The organism is Streptomyces sp. DH24 (genome assembly GCF_029813775.1).
In the GTDB taxonomy this organism is placed as follows: Bacteria; Actinomycetota; Actinomycetes; order Streptomycetales; family Streptomycetaceae; genus Streptomyces.
The window spans coordinates 67,252-87,050 of sequence record NZ_JARVKW010000022.1 but is presented as its reverse complement, the minus strand read 5'-3'; the positions used below and the strand labels follow the sequence as shown (position 1 = coordinate 87,050).

At 71.2% G+C, this 19,799-nt stretch carries 21 protein-coding genes; 14 read left to right on the top strand and 7 right to left on the bottom strand.

Annotated features, from left to right (window positions below):
* Positions 1-19 precede the first annotated feature (19 nt).
* From QC282_RS19275 to QC282_RS19255, 5 genes are all read left to right on the top strand, one after another.
* Positions 20-424 carry a DUF6507 family protein gene (locus tag QC282_RS19275; RefSeq protein WP_279550729.1) on the top strand — a complete coding sequence of 135 codons (405 nt, stop codon included), beginning with the start codon at positions 20-22 and terminating at the stop codon, positions 422-424.
* 226 nt (positions 425-650) lie between these two features.
* Positions 651-2,879: a hypothetical protein gene (locus QC282_RS19270; protein ID WP_279550728.1), complete on the top strand. Its 2,229-nt coding sequence runs from the start codon at positions 651-653 to the stop codon at positions 2,877-2,879.
* Positions 2,876-3,736, top strand: coding sequence for an immunity 49 family protein (locus tag QC282_RS19265; protein ID WP_279550727.1), 861 nt, complete (start codon positions 2,876-2,878; stop codon positions 3,734-3,736). The genes QC282_RS19270 and QC282_RS19265 overlap by 4 nt, the downstream gene beginning before the upstream one ends.
* A 1-nt stretch (position 3,737) precedes the next feature.
* Entirely contained in the window at positions 3,738-5,168 is a 1,431-nt protein-coding gene (locus QC282_RS19260; protein WP_279550726.1) for a DUF6177 family protein, read from the top strand.
* Between the two features lie 75 nt (positions 5,169-5,243).
* Entirely contained in the window at positions 5,244-7,337 is a 2,094-nt protein-coding gene (locus tag QC282_RS19255; protein WP_279550725.1) for a pectinesterase family protein, read from the top strand.
* A gap of 59 nt (positions 7,338-7,396) precedes the next feature.
* Here QC282_RS19255 and QC282_RS19250 read toward each other — a convergent pair whose 3' ends face one another.
* The 6 genes from QC282_RS19250 to QC282_RS19225 form a co-directional block, all read right to left on the bottom strand.
* The gene (locus QC282_RS19250) at positions 7,397-8,818 is read right to left on the bottom strand and encodes a HAMP domain-containing sensor histidine kinase (RefSeq protein WP_279550724.1); all 1,422 of its coding nucleotides are present in this window, start codon (positions 8,816-8,818) and stop codon (positions 7,397-7,399) included.
* Positions 8,815-9,549: a response regulator transcription factor gene (locus tag QC282_RS19245; RefSeq protein ID WP_279550723.1), complete on the bottom strand. Its 735-nt coding sequence runs from the start codon at positions 9,547-9,549 to the stop codon at positions 8,815-8,817. The genes QC282_RS19250 and QC282_RS19245 overlap by 4 nt, the downstream gene beginning before the upstream one ends.
* Before the next feature lie 98 nt (positions 9,550-9,647).
* Positions 9,648-9,845: a hypothetical protein gene (locus tag QC282_RS19240; RefSeq protein ID WP_279550722.1), complete on the bottom strand. Its 198-nt coding sequence runs from the start codon at positions 9,843-9,845 to the stop codon at positions 9,648-9,650.
* A 42-nt stretch (positions 9,846-9,887) separates the two neighbouring features.
* Complete coding sequence (locus QC282_RS19235) at positions 9,888-10,988, bottom strand: S1C family serine protease (protein WP_279550721.1); 1,101 nt, start codon at positions 10,986-10,988, stop codon at positions 9,888-9,890.
* A gap of 209 nt (positions 10,989-11,197) precedes the next feature.
* Positions 11,198-12,220 carry a LacI family DNA-binding transcriptional regulator gene (locus QC282_RS19230; RefSeq protein WP_279550720.1) on the bottom strand — a complete coding sequence of 341 codons (1,023 nt, stop codon included), beginning with the start codon at positions 12,218-12,220 and terminating at the stop codon, positions 11,198-11,200.
* Positions 12,221-12,306: 86 nt separating this feature from the next.
* Positions 12,307-13,086, bottom strand: coding sequence for a response regulator transcription factor (locus QC282_RS19225; RefSeq protein ID WP_279550719.1), 780 nt, complete (start codon positions 13,084-13,086; stop codon positions 12,307-12,309).
* Between the two features lie 285 nt (positions 13,087-13,371).
* On the opposite strand from QC282_RS19225, the gene QC282_RS19220 reads away from it, so the two are divergent.
* From QC282_RS19220 to QC282_RS19190, 8 genes are all read left to right on the top strand, one after another.
* Positions 13,372-14,241 (top strand): alpha/beta hydrolase, encoded by an 870-nt coding sequence (locus QC282_RS19220; protein WP_279550718.1) that lies wholly within the window; start codon positions 13,372-13,374, stop codon positions 14,239-14,241.
* Between the two features lie 38 nt (positions 14,242-14,279).
* A complete protein-coding gene (locus tag QC282_RS19215) occupies positions 14,280-14,534 on the top strand; it encodes a MoaD/ThiS family protein (protein ID WP_279550717.1) in 255 nt (84 codons plus the stop codon).
* A 7-nt stretch (positions 14,535-14,541) separates the two neighbouring features.
* Entirely contained in the window at positions 14,542-16,017 is a 1,476-nt protein-coding gene (locus QC282_RS19210) for a hypothetical protein (protein ID WP_279550716.1), read from the top strand.
* A 297-nt stretch (positions 16,018-16,314) separates the two neighbouring features.
* Complete coding sequence (locus tag QC282_RS19205; protein ID WP_279550715.1) at positions 16,315-17,052, top strand: DUF2993 domain-containing protein; 738 nt, start codon at positions 16,315-16,317, stop codon at positions 17,050-17,052.
* 216 nt (positions 17,053-17,268) lie between these two features.
* Complete coding sequence (locus tag QC282_RS32410) at positions 17,269-17,349, top strand: putative leader peptide (protein ID WP_355172694.1); 81 nt, start codon at positions 17,269-17,271, stop codon at positions 17,347-17,349.
* 131 nt (positions 17,350-17,480) lie between these two features.
* A complete protein-coding gene (locus QC282_RS19200; protein ID WP_279550714.1) occupies positions 17,481-18,326 on the top strand; it encodes a sulfurtransferase in 846 nt (281 codons plus the stop codon).
* Positions 18,327-18,368: 42 nt separating this feature from the next.
* A complete protein-coding gene (locus tag QC282_RS19195; protein ID WP_003991226.1) occupies positions 18,369-18,656 on the top strand; it encodes a DUF1416 domain-containing protein in 288 nt (95 codons plus the stop codon).
* A gap of 82 nt (positions 18,657-18,738) precedes the next feature.
* Complete coding sequence (locus QC282_RS19190) at positions 18,739-18,996, top strand: DUF3099 domain-containing protein (RefSeq protein WP_279550713.1); 258 nt, start codon at positions 18,739-18,741, stop codon at positions 18,994-18,996.
* 41 nt (positions 18,997-19,037) lie between these two features.
* Here the strand turns inward: QC282_RS19190 and QC282_RS19185 are convergent, their stop codons facing one another.
* A complete protein-coding gene (locus QC282_RS19185) occupies positions 19,038-19,400 on the bottom strand; it encodes a DsrE family protein (protein WP_279550712.1) in 363 nt (120 codons plus the stop codon).
* A gap of 54 nt (positions 19,401-19,454) precedes the next feature.
* On the opposite strand from QC282_RS19185, the gene QC282_RS19180 reads away from it, so the two are divergent.
* Positions 19,455-19,607, top strand: coding sequence for a hypothetical protein (locus QC282_RS19180; protein ID WP_279550769.1), 153 nt, complete (start codon positions 19,455-19,457; stop codon positions 19,605-19,607).
* Positions 19,608-19,799 lie beyond the last annotated feature (192 nt).

The following is a 19,799-nucleotide window of genomic DNA, read 5'->3' as shown; positions in this document are numbered from 1 at the left end:
AAGTGCACCGGGGGAACGTGTGACGGGGTGGGACATCTCTGTGTCCGGCGTCGAGTTCGTGACGTCGCTCGTGCAGGACGCGATGGACGAGATGGCGAAGGACGTCAAGTCGTACGGCAAGCACATGGAGAGCGCGGTCGCGTCGGCCGGGACCGTCAGCGGACCGACGTGCGGGGTGTCGACGCCGACCGGACCCGTCGGCGCGGCGCTCTCCACGTTCGTGTACAGCACCACCAAGGACGTCCTGTTCCTGAACGCCCGCGCCGCCAAGTCGGTCAACGGCGCACGTGAGGCGATGGGGTGCTATCTCCAGGGGAATCTGGAGATGGCCGCGCACGCCCAGGAAGCCGCCCTGGCGGTGCCGAAGATCGACATGCCCGGCAAAGGTGCGGGCGGCGGCGGTGCGAAGGGCGGCGAGCAGTGATCGTCCCCGCGGGCATACCGCAGTTCACGGGCGACTTCGAGCAGTTGGCCAGGGACGTCACCGGTCTGCGCAAGGACGCCACCGGCATCCGGAACAACGGCTCGGACATCCACTCCCGCTTCCAGATGATGGAGGCCTTCTACGTCGCGCCCGAGGCGGACGACCTGTTCGCCACCACCCAGCCGGTCAGGACAAGGCCGAGACCTTCGCGACGAAGCTGGAGACGGTGGCCGACGCGCTCGACACCTACGCCGCCGAGGCGGCCCCGCTGGCCAAGCGGTTGGCGGAACTGCAGGAGGACGCCAAGGCGTTCGCAGCCTCCGTCGAGGGCGACGACGACTGGACCGAGGACGAGGACAAGGTCAGGCGCAACGAGGAGCTGATCAACGAGGTCACGGCCATCCACCTTGCCTTCCAGGAGGCGGAACGCCGCGCCGCCAACAAGATCTCGGCGCTGGTGGGCGGCCCGCAGTTCGTGGCGGATCACGGCAGCGGCTTCTACCGGCGCAACACCGTCACGTACGGCGTCGACAAGAAGCTGCTGGAAGGCGCCGAGAATCTGCCCTGGGGCAGTGTCGACGAGCAGAACTACGAGGCCTGGAGCGCGGGCTGGTTCGGACACGGAATCAAGAGCGCGCTGTGGGACGGCGTCTACAAGGACGGCATCGAGGCCGGGGTCGTCGGCCTGTGGACGCTGGCTGGCGGTAACGGCGCCGAGGCGAGCAGCGAGGCATGGGGCGGGCTGCTGGACGTGGTCCAAGGCATCGGCCTGTACACGGTGAAGCCGTACGACGCGCTCATGGACTCGGTCTTCGGCCCCGACAAGGAGAGCGCGGAGGAAATCAAGGCGAAGAAGGCGGCGAAGGAGTTCGGCAAGGGGTTCCTTGCCTGGGACCAGTGGGAGGAGAACCCCGCCCGCGCCGCGGGGACTGTCTCCTTCAACCTACTCACCCTGGGCGCCGGTCCGCTGATGAAGGCCGGTATGGCGGGCGAGGCGGGCGCCCTGGCGAGGGGTGCGGGAGCCCTGGGCAAGGTCGGCCTGTACATCGACCCGATCGCCGCTACCGCGATGGCCACCGGCAAGGCGGTAGGGAAGATACCCACCCTCTCCGAACTCACCGCCAGACTCACGGCGGGCTCCGCCGCCGCGGCTGACGCCCAGCGGCTGCACAGCGTCATCGAACTGGACGACGGGTCCCGGGTGGTCGTCGAGAACGGCGAGTTCATCGCGTACGACAAGCACGGTCAGGTCGTGAATTCCAGCGCGCCGCCGGAACGGCCGCGGACGGAGTCGTCGGCCGCGGATGTTACGGCCCACGCACGGGACCGGGAACTCGCCACGGTCGGCGGCGGGGCGCGCGCCGGGGAGCCCACGGTCGGGGGGTCTGGCGGTGGCGGTACGGCGGCCGGGCATGTTGCCGGCGACGGGGCACGCTCGAACGGGGGCCATGGTGACTCCAGCGGCGGGGGCGCGGCCCTTGGTGGGGCTGACGGCGCCGGCGGGATGGCGGAGAAGGTCGCCGCCGCCCAACGAGAAGCGATGCGACGCCCGGAGTTCATGCGTGACGGGCCCAACCCGTACGGACCCAGGGGCTCCTTGACCCGCGAACAGATCGAGCAGATCCAGGTCTACCGGGCCAATCACGATCCCGACTATCTGAGTCGGCACTACCGCAGGGACGGCACGCGCAAAAACCTCTCCGTCTATGACGAGAGCGGTTTCACGCCTCCTCAGCTCACGCGCTTTTCCGACGACGCTCCCTGGATTCGAGCAAAGGACGTTCCGGAGCCGCCTCAGCCGCATTATCTTGGTGATTCACAAAAGTTGAGCGCAGACAGTGTGTCAGACGCGAGACGCCGACAGATCTTGGAAGAATCTGCCGAGAGGCGCCATGCTGCGATTCAGCGAGACAATCAAATGGCGGACTGGAAGGCAGAGGCCGATCGAAACCACCGTGCGCAGGGGACTCCTGAGTCGGCGGCCGGCCTGGAAGAGGCCACCAAGGCGTACAAGGATTCTCACAGGCAGATGATCGGTGCCGCCGAGGAATTCGGTGGGAATGCGGCACGGCATCATTTTATCGCCGAACATTACCCGGGCTTCACGGATGAGCCACTTCTTGGTCCGAAGAACGGCAACGACCAGTTCGATCAGGTCTGGACCCACGAGGACGGGCGAGTTGTCGTGGTCGAGGCCAAGAGTAGTGTGGAGACGGATCTCGGCAGACGCACGCTGCCCGACGGTACGCAGGTCTCTCAGGGGAGTCGTGAATACTTCGATGACATCATGGAGCAGATGAGGCATCGGGGCGAGTGGGACTTGGTCAGCCGCATGGAAGACGCGCTGGATGCAGGAAAGTTGGAGTACGTCCTGGTCAAGGGCGAGAAAAACGCTGGGGCGTACAATGGCCTCCGCTATCGACGATTTGACATCAGTAAGGGGACTCTTTGGTGACCGTGTACTTTCCTCGGCATGAGCTGAACCGGCCAGATCCGGAGCGCTATGCGGAGCAGTTCAACGAGTATCTGGTCAAGCGAATCGACAAACTTGAGACGTCAAGCGCCGTCATTGATGGCACCTTCCAGGCGGCCGTTATGTATCTCAGGGCCCGGTGTCTGGTCGATCCGCCGGCGGCCAAGGCCGAGACCTGGGACGCGGCCGTCAACGCCATGCAAATGGGTTCGGCGCTGTTCGCGGCGACGGGAGTGAGCGAAGGAACCATCGAATGCCGCATCAATCGACGGGTCCGCCGCATCCCGGCGATCGGCACGCTGCCGACTGCCAACGCAGGTGCCTGGCTGTCCGCGTTCTGGTTGGCGGTGATCTGCCGAGAGCCGGACCGGATGACGCAACTGTGCGAGATCCCCGTGGACAGGCTCCGGGTGACAGAGGGAATCGTCGACGAGTACATCTACCACTGGGTCGACACCCTCCAGACCTACTGGCTCCAGCGCCCCGGCCTCGTGGAGAAGCTCACGGCCACCCTCAACGCCTCTCATCCGGACGTGGCCACAGTCGCCCCGCGTGACCTTCTCGACGGGGTCCTCTATCCGCCGATCAACCTCTTCTACCGCTTCGTCCGCAGGGACGTTGAGGGCTTCAGTCCGGCCCTTGAGGAGGCGCTTCACCTGCACCGCGCCTATTGGACGGCGACGGAGGAGCGTAGCTCCCATATCGACGGTGCGCTCCCGCTCGGCCCCCTCGCCATCGCCTGCTGGGCCTACGACGGCAAGTTGCCGATCAACGTCGAGTCCGAGTACCTCCCCAAGCACCTCCTCCAGCACGACTGGCTCGGCGAGTACCCCACCTGACATGACCAAGGACGTCATAGCCCTCACCCCCCGGATGCCCGACCTCCGGACCCTGCTGGCCGGTTTCTACGCGGGCGGGCCCGGCGTCGGGGTGGGGGCCGCCGCCGGCGGGGCCGTGGTGCAGTTGTGTGCCTCCGACGGGCGGCCCCTTGTCTCCGTCGAGGCGCCCGTTCTCGTACAAGTGCCCGGCGAGACCGTCAGGTTGCTGGGGGAGCACGGGCAGGAAGAACCCGTGTGGTGGACGGAGGCGCGGGCCTCCACCGCCGTCGAGGAGGCGGGCCGCCTCGCGGGGTCGTTCGCCGGGCGGCTCGCCACCGTGCTCGGCGGCACCGTATGGCCTCCGCACGCCGCGACCACCGAGGTCGTCCCGTTGACCACCGACGTGGCCGCCGTTCCCGTCCCGCCCACCGCGCACCCCGCCGTGGACGTCCTCACCGACGGCGCGGTCGTCGTCATCCAGGACCGCCCCCTCGTCCCCATGACGTCCTGGCTCTCCGACGCCCTCCGCCTCGCCGCCGACACCGGCCGCGCCTTGCAGATCGTCACCCCGCCCACCGCCCGACTCACCCTCCCCACCCGCACCGCGCTGCGCGGGCTGCCCAACCGGTGGGTCGTCAAGGACCCCGACTGCGGCTACTACGACGGTCTGTCCGGCGCCGTACTGCACTGGCAGGGCGGCGTCTTCACCCCCGTGCGGGACGCACAGGGCAACGGCACTCTCGCCGACGCCCACGGCAGGACCCGCCCGACCCGCCAGCGGCAGCTCCTGCTCACCCTGCGCACCCGGCACGCCCCGACCCCGGGCCTGACCCTCGGCGACGCCCTCGAAACCGTCTTCCGGCACCTCACCGGCGAGCCGCCCGCCGGCTGGAGCACCGCCGAGCCGGTCAACCTGCCCTGGTCCACGCGGCAGTTGACCGACCTGGCGCGATCCCGCGCACCGCGCCCCACCTGGCTCGTCGCCGTCGGCCGCGCCGACCGCCCCGCGCTCGCCACCCTGCGCGTGACGCGCACGCCGGGCGGTGTGGAGGAGGACATGTCCGTGGCCGTCGGATACGGCGCCGACGAGGAACCACCCCTTGACGCCGTCGAGCCGCTGGCCGCCGAACTCGGCGCCGAGCACGCTCTGGTCAACCTCCTGACCACCGTGCGGGCCGCTCGCCGCGACCTCACCGTTCCCGCCCGCTGCGAAGCGTCGCCGCATCCCGTCTCACTGACCGTCGGACACGACGAAGCCCGTCGTATCGGCATCGACGGCGCCTCGGCCGGCTCATCGGGTGCCCCCTCGGCCGTCAGGCTCGGCCGCCCGACCGAGGCCGCCCTGCACTACCGGCTGGGAGACGGCACGCAGAGCGACGCATGGGCGAGGCTCCGCGCGCTGGTCGCCCAGTGGGGACCCGAGGGGAAGTCCGGGGTTCCGACGGCGCCGTAGGTCGCGGCAACCTTTCCGCCCCGGGCGGCAACCGGCCATCGGTCGGTATTCCCCCCGCACGGAACGGAGTTCCGCATGACTCAGGCCCGCAACAAGGCTCGTGCACGGCATCGCAGAGGCGGGACGGCGCTTGCGCTCGCGGTGCCGGTGGTCCTGGCGGCCGCCGGGACCCTGGCGTACGGCACGGACCTCGGCGTGTTCGGCGCAGGCGCCGAGCAGCGGGCGTCCGCCGCGACGGCCGCGGCACCGGCGTGGGCGACGGCGAGCGCCGACGGCTTCGCCTCGGTGAACGCGCTCGGGCAGAACGGCACGTACGGCGGCCGGGACGGCCAGACCGTCACGGTGCGGACGCAGGCGGAGCTGGAGAAGTACGCGACGGCGGCCGAGCCGTACGTCATCGTCGTGGCCGGGACGATCGACATCGCGCCCGTCGGCAAGGAGATCAAGGTCGCCTCCGACAAGACGATCGTCGGGTCCGGGACCGCCGGTCACATCGTCGGGGGCGGCTTCTTCCTGGGCCCCGGCGTCCACAACGTGATCATCCGTAACCTCACCGTCCGGGACACGTACCAGGGCGTGTGGAACGACAAGGACCACGACTTCGACGCGATCCAGATGGACGGCGCCCACCACGTGTGGATCGACCACAACGACCTGCGGCGCATGGCGGACGGTCTGATCGACGTCCGCAAGGACAGCACGAACGTGACGGTGTCCTGGAACAAGCTCAGCCAGGACAACAAGGCATTCGGCATCGGCTGGACCGAGAACGTCAAGACGGACATCACGATCCACCACAACTGGATCCGCGAGACCGAGCAGCGCAACCCGTCCACGGACAACGCCGCGCACGCGCACCTCTACAACAACTTCCTCGAGGACGTGGCCGGCACGGACATCAAGTCGTCCTACGGCAACTACTCCCGCGGCGCGACCAGGATGGTCCTGGAGAACAGCTACTTCCAGGGCGTCAGCAACCCCGTCATCAAGGACGCGACCGCGACCGTCGTGCAGCGCGGCAATGTGTTCAAGGGCACGTCCGGGCGGAACGAGAGCGGCGGCACGGCCTTCGATCCGAAGTCCTTCTACGGTTACACGGCGGATCCGGCTGCTGATGTACCGGCGCTGCTGAAGTCGGGTGCCGGCCCCCGCTCGACCATCGGCACGACCACCACGACCACCGAGACCAAAGACGCCGCGGCCGCCGCCGCGACGACGCTCACTGTGGCCAAGGACGGCTCCGGCCAGTACAAGACCGTGCAGGCCGCGGTGAACGCCGTGCCCGCCGGGAACACCTCGCGCGTGGTGATCGCCGTGAAGCCGGGCACGTACCGCGAGACGGTGAAGGTCCCGTCCGACAAGCCGCACGTGACCATCCAGGGCACGGGCGCGAGCCGCAAGGACACGGTGATCGTCTACAACAACGCGTCGGGCACGCCGAAGCCGGACGGCTCCGGCACGTACGGCACGTCGGGCAGCGCCACGGTCGCCGTCGAGGCCGACGACTTCCAGGCCCGCAACCTCACGATCTCCAACGACTTCGACGAGGCCGCCAACCAGAACCTGTCCGGCCACCAGGCGGTGGCGCTGCGCACGGCCGCCGACAAGGTCTTCCTGGACGGCATCATCACGACCGGCGACCAGGACACGCTGCTGCTGGACACGGCGGCGAAGGACCGGCTGGGCCGGGTCTACATGACCAACTCGTACGTCGTCGGCAACGTCGACTTCGTCTTCGGGCGGGCGACGGCGGTCATCGACCGATCGGTGCTCACTCTGAAGAAGCGCTGGGACGGCACGTCGGCCGGGTACATCACGGCCCCCAGCACGGCCGCCAACCGCAAGGGCTTCCTCATCAACCGCTCGACGGTGAACGGCGACGTGTCCGCGTCCACCTTCTACCTGGGCCGACCCTGGCACGCGGGTGGCGACGCGACCCTCGACCCGCAGACCACGGTCCGCGACACGGTCCTGAGCGCGGCGATCAAGTCCACGCCGTGGACGGACATGAGCGGCTTCTCCTGGAAGGACGACCGCTTCGCCGAGTACCACAACTCCGGCCCCGGCGCGGGCGCCCCGTCCTCCAACCGCCCTCACCTGACCGACGCACAGGCGGCGGACCAGGAAGTCGCCGACTGGCTGGCGGGCTGGACGCCCTCGGCGTCGTGACGTCGTAGCGCCGCACCGCCCGTTCTCGCAGCCTCCTTACGGCAACTTTGGCGGTGCGCCTACGGCAACTCCGGCGGCGGCGTGGGCGCCCCCGGCAGCCGGATCGTCGCGACCGTGCCGCCGCCCTGTGCCGGGGACAGCCGCACCTCGCCGCCCGCCTGCTGCACCGTCCGCGCCACGATGGACAGGCCGAGCCCCGAGCCGGGCAGGGCGCGGGCGCTCGGGGAACGCCAGAACCGGTCGAAGACGTGCGGGAGTTCGTCGGCGGCGATGCCGGGGCCGTGGTCGCGGACGGTCAGCGCGCCGTCGGCGAGCCGCACCTCGACCGTGCCGCCGGCGGGGCTGAACTTCACCGCGTTGTCGAGGACGTTGACCACCGCCCGCTCCAGCGCCGACGGCTCCGCCCGGACGTACCACGGCTCGACGTCCGCCGTGATCGTCAGCTCCGGGCCGCGCAGCCGGGCCCGGCGCAGGGCGTGCTCGACCGTGTCGTGGAACGCCAGGACCCGCGCCCTGCCGGTGTGCTGCCCGGTGTCCGGACGCGACAGTTCCTGGAGGTCCCCGATCAGCGACGCCAGCTCCGTCATCTGCGCCTTCACGGACGCGAGCAGCGCCTTGCGGTCCGCCTCGGGGATCGGGCGGCCCGTCTCCTCGCTGCGGCTGAGCAGTTCGATGTTGGTACGCAGGGAGGTGAGGGGCGTGCGCAGCTCGTGCCCGGCGTCCGCGATGAGCTGCTGCTGGAGATCGCGGGACGAGGCGAGCGACGCGGTCATCGAGTTGAACGACCGGGACAGCCGGGCCACTTCGTCGTCGCTGTCGTCCGCCACGGGAATGCGGATGCCGAGGTCCTCGGTGCGGGCGACCTCCTCCACGGCCTCGGTGAGCTCGTCGACGGGCCGCAGCCCGGCCCGCGCGACGGCGAGCCCGGCCGCCCCGGCGCCGACGACCCCGATGCCGGACGCGAGGAGCAGCAGCAGGGCGAGCTCGTTCAGGGTGCTCTCGGTGTCCTCCAGCGGCAGCGCGATCAGCAGGGCGACACCGTCGGCCAGGGGGACCGTCATCGTGCGCACGGCCTTGCCCTCGGTGTCCTTGCCGTTGCGGAACCGCAGGGCGTCGTCCGGGTTCTCCGCCACGTCGACGTCGGCGGAGGCGACCTTCACCGCGCCGGCGGAGTTCTCGAAGAGGCAGTAGTCGCCGTCGGCCTTGACGAGCTGGAGGTAGGGCCGGTTGCGCGGGCCGGGCTGCCAGGTGTCGTCGGGCACCTGGGTGCAGTTGTCCAGCGTGGACTGGACCTGCGGGACGGTCATCCGGACGTTCCCGAAGCGCAGGTTGTCGTCGATCTCGCCGTACAGCTTGCCCCGCACGATGAACCAGCACGTCACGGAGACCGCCGCCACCGCGAACGCCACGGCCGCCGCGACCAGCAGCGACAGCCGGGCGCGCAGGGGCAGCGCCCGGAACCGGCGGACCAGCCTGCTCACTCGGCGCCGCCCTGCCGCAGCACGTATCCCACGCCCCGCACCGTGTGCACGAGCCGCGGCTCGCCGCCCGCCTCGGTCTTGCGGCGCAGGTACATCACGTACACGTCCAGCGAGTTCGACGACGGCTCGAAGTCGAAGCCCCACACCGCCTTGAGGATCTGCTCCCGCGTGAGGACCTGACGCGGGTGCGCCATGAACATCTCCAGCAGCGTGAACTCGGTGCGCGTCAGCTCCACCGGCCGCCCGCCCCGGACGACCTCCCGGGTGGCCAGGTTCATGCGCAGGTCGGCGAAGGTGAGCGCGTCGTCGTCCTGGGCGGCGTCCGCGACGGCGGCGGCGTACGAGCTGCGCCGCAGCAGCGCGCGGATCCGGGCGAACAGTTCGTCCAGCTCGAACGGCTTGACCAGGTAGTCGTCGGCGCCCGCGTCGAGCCCCGTGACCCGGTCGCCGACCGTGTCGCGGGCGGTCAGCATCAGGATCGGTGTCGTGTCGCCCGAGCCGCGGATCCGGCGGGCGGCGGTCAGGCCGTCCATGCGGGGCATCTGGATGTCGAGGACGACCAGGTCGGGCCGGTACGCGCTCGCCTTCTCCAGCGCGTCGGCGCCGTCGACGGCGACCTCGGTGTCGTACCCCTCGAAGGCGAGGCTGCGCTGGAGGGCTTCGCGCACCGCCGGCTCGTCGTCGACGATCAGGATGCGCTGGGTGTCACGGTCGCCTTCGGCGGGGGTCATGGGCTCGGGTTCCTCGGGTGCGGTGGGACACGGGCAGGACGCCTTCAGCGTCGCACGTTTCCCTGTGACGGCGGCGGGCCCCGCCGCGTACGGGGAGGTCAGCGGCGTGCGGTACGACGCCGGCGGTTTTCCGCGCGGGCCTTGGCGCGGCCCCGTGCCGCCGGGCCCGCGGGGCTCACCGCGACCTCCGCCGCCCGCGGCACCGGCGGGTGCAGCCCTGCCGCGACCGCGAGGGCGAGCGTGAGGGCGGCCGGGCCGGCGGCGCCGGACGCCTGGTGGGAAACCTGCGGGATCATGACGTACTCCTGTCGGGGGGCGGAACGGGAACGGGGCGGGCCTCAGTCGGTCGCGCCCGCCCGCAGCTTGGCCAGGTCGGCCTTGAGCGTGTTGACCGGGATGGCGAAGCCGAGGCCGACGCTGCCCGCCTCCGACGAGGAGCTCTGCGCCGCGGCGGAGTACATCGCGGAGTTGATCCCGATGATGTTGCCGTTCATGTCGATCAGGGCGCCGCCGGAGTTCCCGGGGTTGAGGGAGGCGTCGGTCTGGATCGCCTTGTACGTCGTCGTGGACGTGCCGGTGTCGCCGTTGAACTCGCGGCCTTCGAACTCGAACGGCCAGGTGCCGCCGCCCTGTTGCCGGCGCTGACCCTCGTCGGTGGAGACGGTGACGTCACGGTCGAGGGCGGACACGATGCCGCTGGTGACGGTGCCGGTCAGGCCCTCGGGGGAGCCGATCGCCACGACCTCGTCGCCGACCCGCACACCGTCGGAGTCGCCGAGCGTCGCCGCTTTGAGGCCGGACGCGTCGGCCGGCTTGATCAGCGCGAGGTCCTTGGAGCTGTCGGTGCCGACGAGTTCGGCGTCGTACTCCTTGCCGTCGCTGGTCGTCACCTTGATCGAGGAGGCGCCGGAGACGACGTGGTTGTTGGTGACGATCTCGCCGTCGCTGGTGATGATCACGCCGGAACCGGTGGAGGACCCGGCGTTCGACTCGGCGTTGATCTCGACGATGCTCGGGCCGACCGCCTGGGCGACCCCGGAGACCGTGCCCCGGTCGGCCGACGGCACGACGCTGGTGCCGGTGGAGCTGGAGGCGACCGTCGCGGAGCCGGTCAGCTCCTGGATGCCGTACGCCGTGCCGCCGCCGACGGCCGCCGCGACGATCGCCACGGCGGCGAGCAGGGCGAGCGGCCCCCGGGCGCGCCTCTTCGGCGACGGGGACTGCGCGGACGGCAGGGGCGGCGCGGACGAGGCGGATGAGGCGGGCGGCGCGGGCGGCTGCGCCGGCGGGGGCGGCCACTCCGGATCGACGGGGGAGCCGACGGGTGCGGCGCCCGGTGCGCCGACGGGGGAGGCGGCCGGCTGCCCGGGGTGCGCGTGCTGCTGCTCGCCCTGGTACGGGTTCTCGTACTCGCCGCTGCGGCGGAAGCTCTCGGTCATGTCCACGAGCTTCGCGACCGTCGATGAGAGGCTCCTGAGTGCTGCCTGAGAAGCCCGGCAGAACCTCGTATGCCCGATGTAAAGATGCTTCTCGCGTCTTTCGCGGGCCTCTCGGCGACGCCTCAGGAACGGGCCTCTCGGCGACGCCTCCCGAACGAGCCTCTCGGCGGCGCCTCAGAAAACGGCCGGGGGCGCCGCGACGGCCGGGGTCACCCGCAGCCGCACGACTGCCGCACCACGAGCCGCGAGGGGAACACCTTCAGCCGCTCGCGCCGCGAACCGGCCACCCGCAGCCCGTCGTCCAGGACGAGGTCCACCGCCGACCGCGCCATCGCGGAGCGGTCGGAGGCGACCGTCGTCAGCGGCGGGTCGGTCAGCGCGGCTTCCTTGATGTCGTCGAAGCCGGCCACCGCCAGCTCGCCGGGAACGTCGATGCGCAGCTCACGGGCCGCGCGCAGCAGACCGATGGCCTGGTCGTCGGTGGAGCAGAAGATGGCCGGCGGACGCTTCGGGCCCGCGAGGATCTCCAGGCCGACCCGGTAGGCGTCGTAGCGGTTGTACGGCGCCTCGAACAGCCGGCCCTCGGTCGGTATCCCGGCCTCGGCCATCGCGCGCCGCCAGCCCTCGACGTGGTCGGAGACCGGGTCGCCGACGGCCGGGGTCTCGGCGGTGCCGCCGACACAGGCGACGTAGTCGTAGCCGTGCTCCAGGAGGTGGCGGACGGCGAGCTGGGCGCCCCCGAGGTCGTCGGTGACGACGGCGACGTCGTCGATGGCCTCGGGCCGCTCGTGCAGCAGGACGACCCGGGCGTCCCAGGCGTCGATCTCGGCGGCGGCCTGGTCGTTGAGCGCGTGACTGACGAGGATCAGGCCGGAGACCCGCATCCCGAGGAAGGCCCGCAGATAGTGGACCTCGCGCTCGGCCACGTAGTCGGTGTTGCCGACGAGGACCATCTTCCCGCGCTCGGCGGCGGCCCACTCGACCGCGTGCGCCATCTCCCCGAAGAAGGGCTGGCGCGCGTCGGGAATGATCAGGCCTATGAGGTCCGTGCGCCGCGAGGCCATCGCCTGGGCGACCCGGTCGGGCCGGTAGCCCAGCTCCTTGATCGCCGCGAGGACACGCTCGCGCGTTGCCGGGGCGACCGGCCGGGGTCCGTTGTTGATGACATAGCTGACGACGGCAGTGGAAGTCCCTGCCAGCCGCGCCACATCATCCCGAGTCACCTTGGCCACGCGCGGAGTCTACGCGGATGGACCCGCCGTGGGCAGGGCGAAAGGGGGCCGCATTCGGCTCCCGGGGCGCCCCGCCCACACGGTTTCTACGCGTCTGCGGGGGCCTCGGCGGTGACCGGAGAAGCCGCTTCGTCGGCAATGGCCGACTTTGACCGCTCCGCCGCGGCCTTGGCTTCCTCGGTGGCACGGTCGGACTTCTCGGGCGTAACGAATCGATAACCGACGTTCCGGACGGTTCCGATCAGCGACTCGTGCTCGGGGCCGAGCTTCGCCCGCAGCCGCCGCACGTGCACGTCGACCGTGCGGGTGCCGCCGAAGTAGTCGTAGCCCCACACCTCCTGGAGCAGCTGGGCGCGCGTGAAGACGCGGCCGGGGTGCTGCGCGAGGTACTTCAGGAGCTCGAACTCCTTGAAGGTCAGGTCCAGGACCCGGCCCTTGAGCTTGGCGCTGTACGTCGCCTCGTCCACCGACAGGTCACCGTTGCGGATCTCCATCGGGGAGTCGTCGTTGACGATCTGCTGCCGGCCCATCGCGAGCCGCAGCCGGGCCTCGACCTCGGCCGGACCCGCGGTGTCCAGCAGGACGTCGTCGATGCCCCAGTCGGCGGTGACGGCCGCGAGGCCGCCCTCCGTCACGACGAGGACCAGCGGGCAGCCGGGGCCCGTGGAGCGCAGCAGCTGGCACAGGCTGCGGACCTGCGGGAGGTCACGGCGGCCGTCGACGAGGATGACGTCCGCGCCCGGGGTGTCGACGAGGGCGGGACCTTCCGCCGGAGCCACGCGCACGTTGTGCAGCAGGAGGCCGAGAGCGGGCAGCACCTCCGTCGACGGCTGGAGGGCATTGGTCAGGAGCAGCAGAGAACTCATCGCGCTCCACCCGCCCGGGTCGTCCTGCGTTCGTGCTCGGTTCGCTCGCCCATAACGTCTGGTTCCTCCTCGGTCCCTGCGATGGGGGTACCTCCCACGCCTCTGGGGCGATGGGGGAGTGTGCGGCACTGCTTCGTACTGTGCGGTTCCCGCGCCCCTGGACTCCGCCATGCGTCCGACGGCCCGTACACCCGCGGTTTCCCGCGTCGTATACAACGCTTCCGAAAGCACAAAAGGACCCGGGGGCTACGTTGCCCGAGTCCTCTGGCAAGCAGAATAGCCGACATGACCCTTTCTCCGGCAGGCCGTGTGGCCCGTTCCACGGCGCGTCCGCATTCCGAGACAGGTGGGTACGCCCGTTTGCGGACGTTTCTGCGCACGTCGGACGGGGTTCGCATCGATTCCGTATACGAACCGGGAACGGTCGTATACAACCCCGGGGCGTCACCCTCCGGCCGCCCCGGCTGCCCCGTTTTCGTAGTCGCGCACGGTTTCACCGGGGACGCGGACCGGCCGCACGTGCGGCGCGTCGCGGGGGCGTTCGCGCGGTACGGGGCCGTGGTGACGTTCTCCTTCCGGGGGCACGGGGCGTCCGGCGGGCGGTCGACGGTCGGCGACCGGGAGGTGCTGGACCTGGCGGCGGCGGTCGCCTGGGCGCGCGAGCTCGGACACCGGCGCGTGGTGACCGTGGGCTTCTCGATGGGCGGCTCGGTGGTGCTGCGGCAGGCGGCGCTGTACGACAGGGACGGCGATCTGCATCCGGACGCGGTCGTGTCGGTGAGCGCCCCCGCCCGCTGGTACTACCGGGGCACCGCCCCCATGCGGCGCCTGCACTGGCTGGTCACCCGGCCCGGGGGCCGCCTGGTGTCCCGCTACGGCCTGCGCACCCGTATCCACGACCGCGACTGGGACCCGGTCCCGCTGTCCCCGGTCGAGGCCGTGCCGCGGATCGCGCCGACGCCGCTGCTCGTCGTGCACGGCGAGCGGGACGGCTACTTCCCCGTGGACCACCCCCGCATGCTGGCCGCCGCGGCCGGTGACCACGGCGAACTCTGGCTGGAGCCGGGCATGGGCCACGCCGAGCACGCGGCCACGGACGAGCTGCTGCGCCGCATCGGTGACTGGGCCGCCGCCCGGGCCGGCCGGGCGGGCTAGCCTTTGGCTGTCCGTCACCGAATCGATTGAGGAACCAGATGGCTAAGGTCACGGTGCGCTACTGGGCCGCCGCGAAGGCCGCGGCCGGGGTGGCCGAGGAACCGTACGACGCCGCCACGCTCGCCGAGGCGCTCGACACGGTGCGCGAGCGACACCCCGGTGAACTCACGCGCGTGCTGCGACGTTGCTCGTTCCTCGTCGACGGCGACCCCGTGGGCACCCGCGCGCATGAGACGGTACGGCTGGCCGACGGCGGCACGGTCGAAGTGCTCCCGCCGTTCGCAGGAGGATGAGCGACCGATGACGAACCAGCCGTACGAGGGCCCGTACGGGGGCTACGACCCGCACCGGCAGCAGCCCTGGCAGGGCCACGCGCCGGACCCGGACGACCCGCACGCCGCCCAGCACACGCAGCAGTGGCAGGGCCAGACGTGGGAGACGCGGCTCCAGCCGCCGGTCTCCGTGGAGGAGACGGCGTACCTGCCGCCGCAGGGCCAGGAACCGCCCGTCGGTTCCACCCCCCACGAGGGCTACGGCCCCGGGCACCACACGGCACCCCCGAACCACGGCTACGACGCGCACGCCGCCCATGGGCAGCCCCGGGATCACGGCGCGTACGCCCAGGCGCCCGAGGGCTACGGCGCGCAGGCCCAGGTGTCCCAGGGCTACGGCGCGCAAGCCCAGGGGGCGGCGCCTCAGGGGTATGGCGGGCAGGCCCAGGGGGAGCCCCAAGGCCATGGCGCGCAAGCCCAGGGGGCGCGTCAGGGTTACGGCCCGCAGGCCCCGGGGGAGTCCCACGGCTACGGCGTCCGCCGCCAGCCGCAGCCGCAGCCGCAGCCGCAGCCGCAGCCGCAGCCTCAGCCCCAGCCCCAGGCCTCGTACGCGCAGCCGTACCAGCAGTCGCCGGTGACCGCGGCCCCGCCGGCCGGTCCGGCGTCCCCGTCGGCGTCGGTGCCCGCGCCCGCGCCGGGTGAGGGCGGCGAGGCGCCCTCCTACGGACCCGCCACCCTCGCCGGGAACACCCGGGTCACCGACGCCCAGCGGGCCCGCGCCGAGGGCCGCTCGCCGATCATCGACCCGGGCATGCAGCCGGCGGCGCTCACGGCGCTGCTGGGTCTGCTGCTGTCCGGCACCGCGGCGATCGGCACGTACGCGCTGCTGGTCCCGCTGGTGGTGCTCCAGGCGGTGACGTCCGCGGGCTGGTTCCGGCTGAACGGCATGTGGCCCGCCCGGCAGGGCATCGCGCTGGGCTTCGCGGGCGCGCTCGCCGCGGACGTGGCGCTGCTGGCGTCGGACCGGTCCCCGGCGGCGATCCTCGGAACGCTGGGCGTGTGGGTGCTGCTGGCGCTGGTGCTCCAGCTGCGGTCGCACGCGGACCCGGACGAGCGGATGTACGGGCTGATGGCGACCGTCGCCGCCGCCGCGCTGGCCATCGTGGCCGGCGGCTGGCTCGCGGCCGACGCGGACGCGGTGTCGGTCGGCGCGGCCGGAGTGGCCGTGGCCGTCCTGGCCCGGTCGCTGCCGCTGCCGACCCCCGCGTCGGTGGTCGCGGCCCTGCTCGCGGCGGCCGGCGCGGGCATCGCGGTGGGACAGCTGACGGGTCTGGGCGCGTCCGGCGCGCTGCTCGGCGGGGGAGCGGCGGTCTGCGCCCTCATCGGCCACCGGGTCGCGGCCTACGACTACCCGTCCCGCTTCGTCCACTTCACGGCGGGCGTGGCCCTCCCGCTGGCCGCGGCGGCCCCGGCGGTGTACGTCCTGGGGCGTGCGCTGGGCTGACGTCTCTGGTGAGGTCCCGCCCGTCGCCTGGCCGCATGGCCGCCCGCCCGGCCGTCCGCCCGTCGCCTGGCCACCCGGCCGCCCGTCCGCCCGTACGCCCGCCCGGGGGACGGCGGGACTCACCCCGGCAACCCAATCCCCGCCCCCGGTCCCTGTTCCCCGCCCCCCTGTCACAGGTGATCGACAATTCCCCTGCCCCGGCCCCCGGCAGGGCTACGCTCGGCGTTCGACGGCCGCCGGCCGTTATGACCACCCGTAGTCGATGACCGCCGGACCGGCCTAGGTGGGGGACACCACATGCGCGCACTGCGAGTACTGCTGATCGTCGTCGTGATCCTCGGCGGGCTGTTCGTGATCGTCGACCGGGTCGCGGTGACGCTCGCCGAGGGCGAGGTGGCGGACAGGCTGCGGACCAACGAGAACCTGGCCGACACCCCGGACGTGTCCATCAACGGCTTCCCGTTCCTCACCCAGCTCGCCGGCGGTGAACTGGACGACGTGGAGATCGGCATCGAGAACTACGAGGCCACCACCGGCAGCGGCGACGAGAAGATCCGCATCGCCGACCTCACCGCCCACATGAAGGGCGTCGAGTTCTCCGGCGACTACAGCTCCGCGACCGCCGCCACCGCGACCGGCACCGCGACCATCGCGTACGACGAGCTGCTGAAGACCGCCAAGTCCGAGCCGACGCGCGTCGCCCCGGGCGTCACCGCCAAGGTCGTGGGCCTCTCCGACGGCGGCAACGGCAAGATCAGGGTCGCGGTGGAGGCCACGCTGTTCGGCGCCGAGCTGCCCGAGCCGGTGTACGTGCTCAGCACCGTCAAGGTCGAGGGCGATTCCGTCCGCGTGGACGCCGACGCCCTGCCCAGGATCGGCAGTGTCGAGCTCCCGGAGTCCCGGGTCCGCGCGATCACGGACTTCGAGCAGCGCATCGACGACCTGCCCGGCGGCATCGAGCTCGACAAGGTCGAGGCCGCGAAGAACGGCGTGGAGATCTCGGTGAAGGGTTCGAACGTCCGGCTGGCCGGGTAGCACCCCCTACGGCCTCACCCGGGCGCCGTCCCCACCTCGGCTGTCCGATGAGCGAGACGGCTCAGTCCGCCACTCAACTGTGACGGGCGCCCCATCCGGCCGGAAACCTTGCGGGAACGGCCCTCAGAGCCCTCTCGTCCCGCCATCCGGACGATCGCGTCTCATCATGCGACACGCCGGTGACATGCCCGCCCCACCGTCCCTACGATCGACACCATGAAGCGACAGGCGGATCTCACGAAGCGGCGGGCAGTAGACCTGTGCCGCGTTGCCGCCATGCTCTGTCGCGCCTTCTGAGCGGAAGCTCCGACTTCCGCGTCCCCCCGCCCTGCACAAGGGCATCCGTGCGCCGCTCCCTGCCCGAGCGCGCGAGCGCGCACCCTCTCAACTCGCACGCCCCGCCGCAACTGCCCCGGAGGAGAAAGAGCATGAGCCGCAGCGACGTCCTGGTCGATGCCGACTGGCTCCAGGAGCACCTGGACGACCCGAACATCGTCATCGTCGAGGTGGACGAGGACACGTCCGCGTACGACAAGAACCACATCAAGAACGCCGTCCGCATCGACTGGACCCAGGACCTCCAGGACCCGGTCCGTCGTGACTTCATCGACCAGGAGGGCTTCGAGAAGCTCCTGTCGGAGAAGGGCATCGCGAACGACCACACCGTGGTTCTCTACGGCGGCAACAACAACTGGTTCGCCTCGTACGCCTACTGGTACTTCAAGCTCTACGGCCACGAGAGCGTCAAGCTGCTCGACGGCGGCCGCAAGAAGTGGGAGCTGGACGCCCGCGAGCTGGTCGCCGGCGACGAGGTCCCCGAGCGCGCGAAGACCGAGTACAAGGCCAAGCCGCAGGACACGTCGATCCGCGCCTTCCGCGACGACGTCGTCGCCGCGATCGGCTCGCAGAACCTGGTCGACGTCCGCTCGCCCGACGAGTTCTCCGGCAAGCTGCTCGCCCCGGCCCACCTGCCGCAGGAGCAGTCCCAGCGTCCGGGCCACGTCCCGAGCGCCCGCAACATCCCGTGGTCGAAGAACGCCAACGACGACGGCACCTTCAAGTCGGACGAGGAGCTCAAGGAGCTCTACGCCGAGGAGCAGGTGGACCTGGCGAAGGACACCATCGCCTACTGCCGCATCGGTGAGCGTTCCGCCCTGACCTGGTTCGTGCTGCACGAGCTGCTCGGCGTGGAGAACGTCAAGAACTACGACGGTTCCTGGACCGAGTACGGCTCCCTCGTCGGTGTGCCGATCGAGCTCGGCGCCAACAAGTAACGCCACCCGACCGACCTTTCCAGACCCCTTCAGGAGTAAGACATGTGCGGTGCGAAGGCCGGCGGCCCGGACGCCTCGACGATCAAGCCCGGTGAGACCACCATCCAGGGTCAGGTGACCAAGGACGGCGAGCCCGTGGTGGGTTACGTCCGTCTCCTGGACTCGACCGGCGAGTTCACCGCCGAGGTGCCCACCTCGGCGACCGGACAGTTCCGCTTCTACGCGGCCGAGGGCACCTGGACCGTCCGCGCCCTCGTGCCCGGCGCCACCGCCGACCGCACGGTCGTCGCCCAGCAGGGCGGCCTGGCCGAGGTCGCGATCGCGGTCTGACCCGCCCGAGTGACGAGAGGGCCGCACCCTGACCGGGGTGCGGCCCTCTGGCGTGTCCGGCGCCCGGATCTACCCTGGAGACATGTACGCACGGCGGCGTCACCTGTACTTCGTCATGATGGGGACGTGCCTCACGCTCTTCGTCCTGGCCTGGGGCGTCGTGCGCATCTGGTCGGTCCCGGTGGCCGTCGGCATGTGCCTGGTGGCCATGGTCATCCCGCCGCTCGCCGCCGTCGTCGCCAACCGCAGGGGCCCCGAGGACCGCTGGTGGGACGACCCCTCAGGCGACCCGGAGTCCGACGAGTGGTGGGACGAGCTGGACGGCAAACGCCGCGGGTGACCCCGGGCGGCGCCTTCTGAGGGGACGAGCGCCCGGCCGTCTCAGTAGACGAGCGCCTGCGTCTCGTCGGCGAGCGCCTCCTGCACGAAGACCTGCGCCCCCGCGATCCGTACGCCCTCGATCACGTCCTTCTCCGTGATGTCCCGGCGGGCCGCGCACTGGGTGCACAGCGTCACCCGGCCGCCCGCCAGGAGCGAGTCCAGCAGGTCGGGCAGCGGGGCCGCGTGCGGCAGCTCGAACTCCGCGGCACGTCCCGGCAGCGCGAACCAGGCGGACTCGCCCGTCAGCCACAGCGAGACGTCCACACCGCTGGCCACGGCCACGGCCGCGACGGTGAACGCCTGGGAGCAGCGCTCGGGGGCGTCGGCCCCGGCGGTCACCTTGATCACAAGCTTCTTGGCCATGGCTGAATCGTAATCAACTTCCCCACACCCCGGCGCGTTGGCCATGGGCCTCTTGTGCGCACCGCGGTCCGGCCCGGCCCGTGTCGCCGTCGGCGCGGTCGTACCGCCGGCGACACCCTCGCCGTGATCGTCCAGTCCCAAAAGGGCACCGCGCCCGCCGTGCCGTTCCAGCAGACGGTGACCCTGCAGAGCCAGCTGCTGGGCTGATCCACACCGGGCGCACCTCACAGGCGGGGCCGGGGCCCGGCCGCGTAAGCTGGGGCCCGGCCCTGTGCACCGCACTCTCCGCTCACCGAGGAGCATCCCGTGGAACTCTTCTTCGAAATCCTGCTGGTCCTGGTCGCCGTCGGCGTCCTCGCCTTCGCCGGTCTGACCGTGAAGAAGCTGTACCAGGGCCAG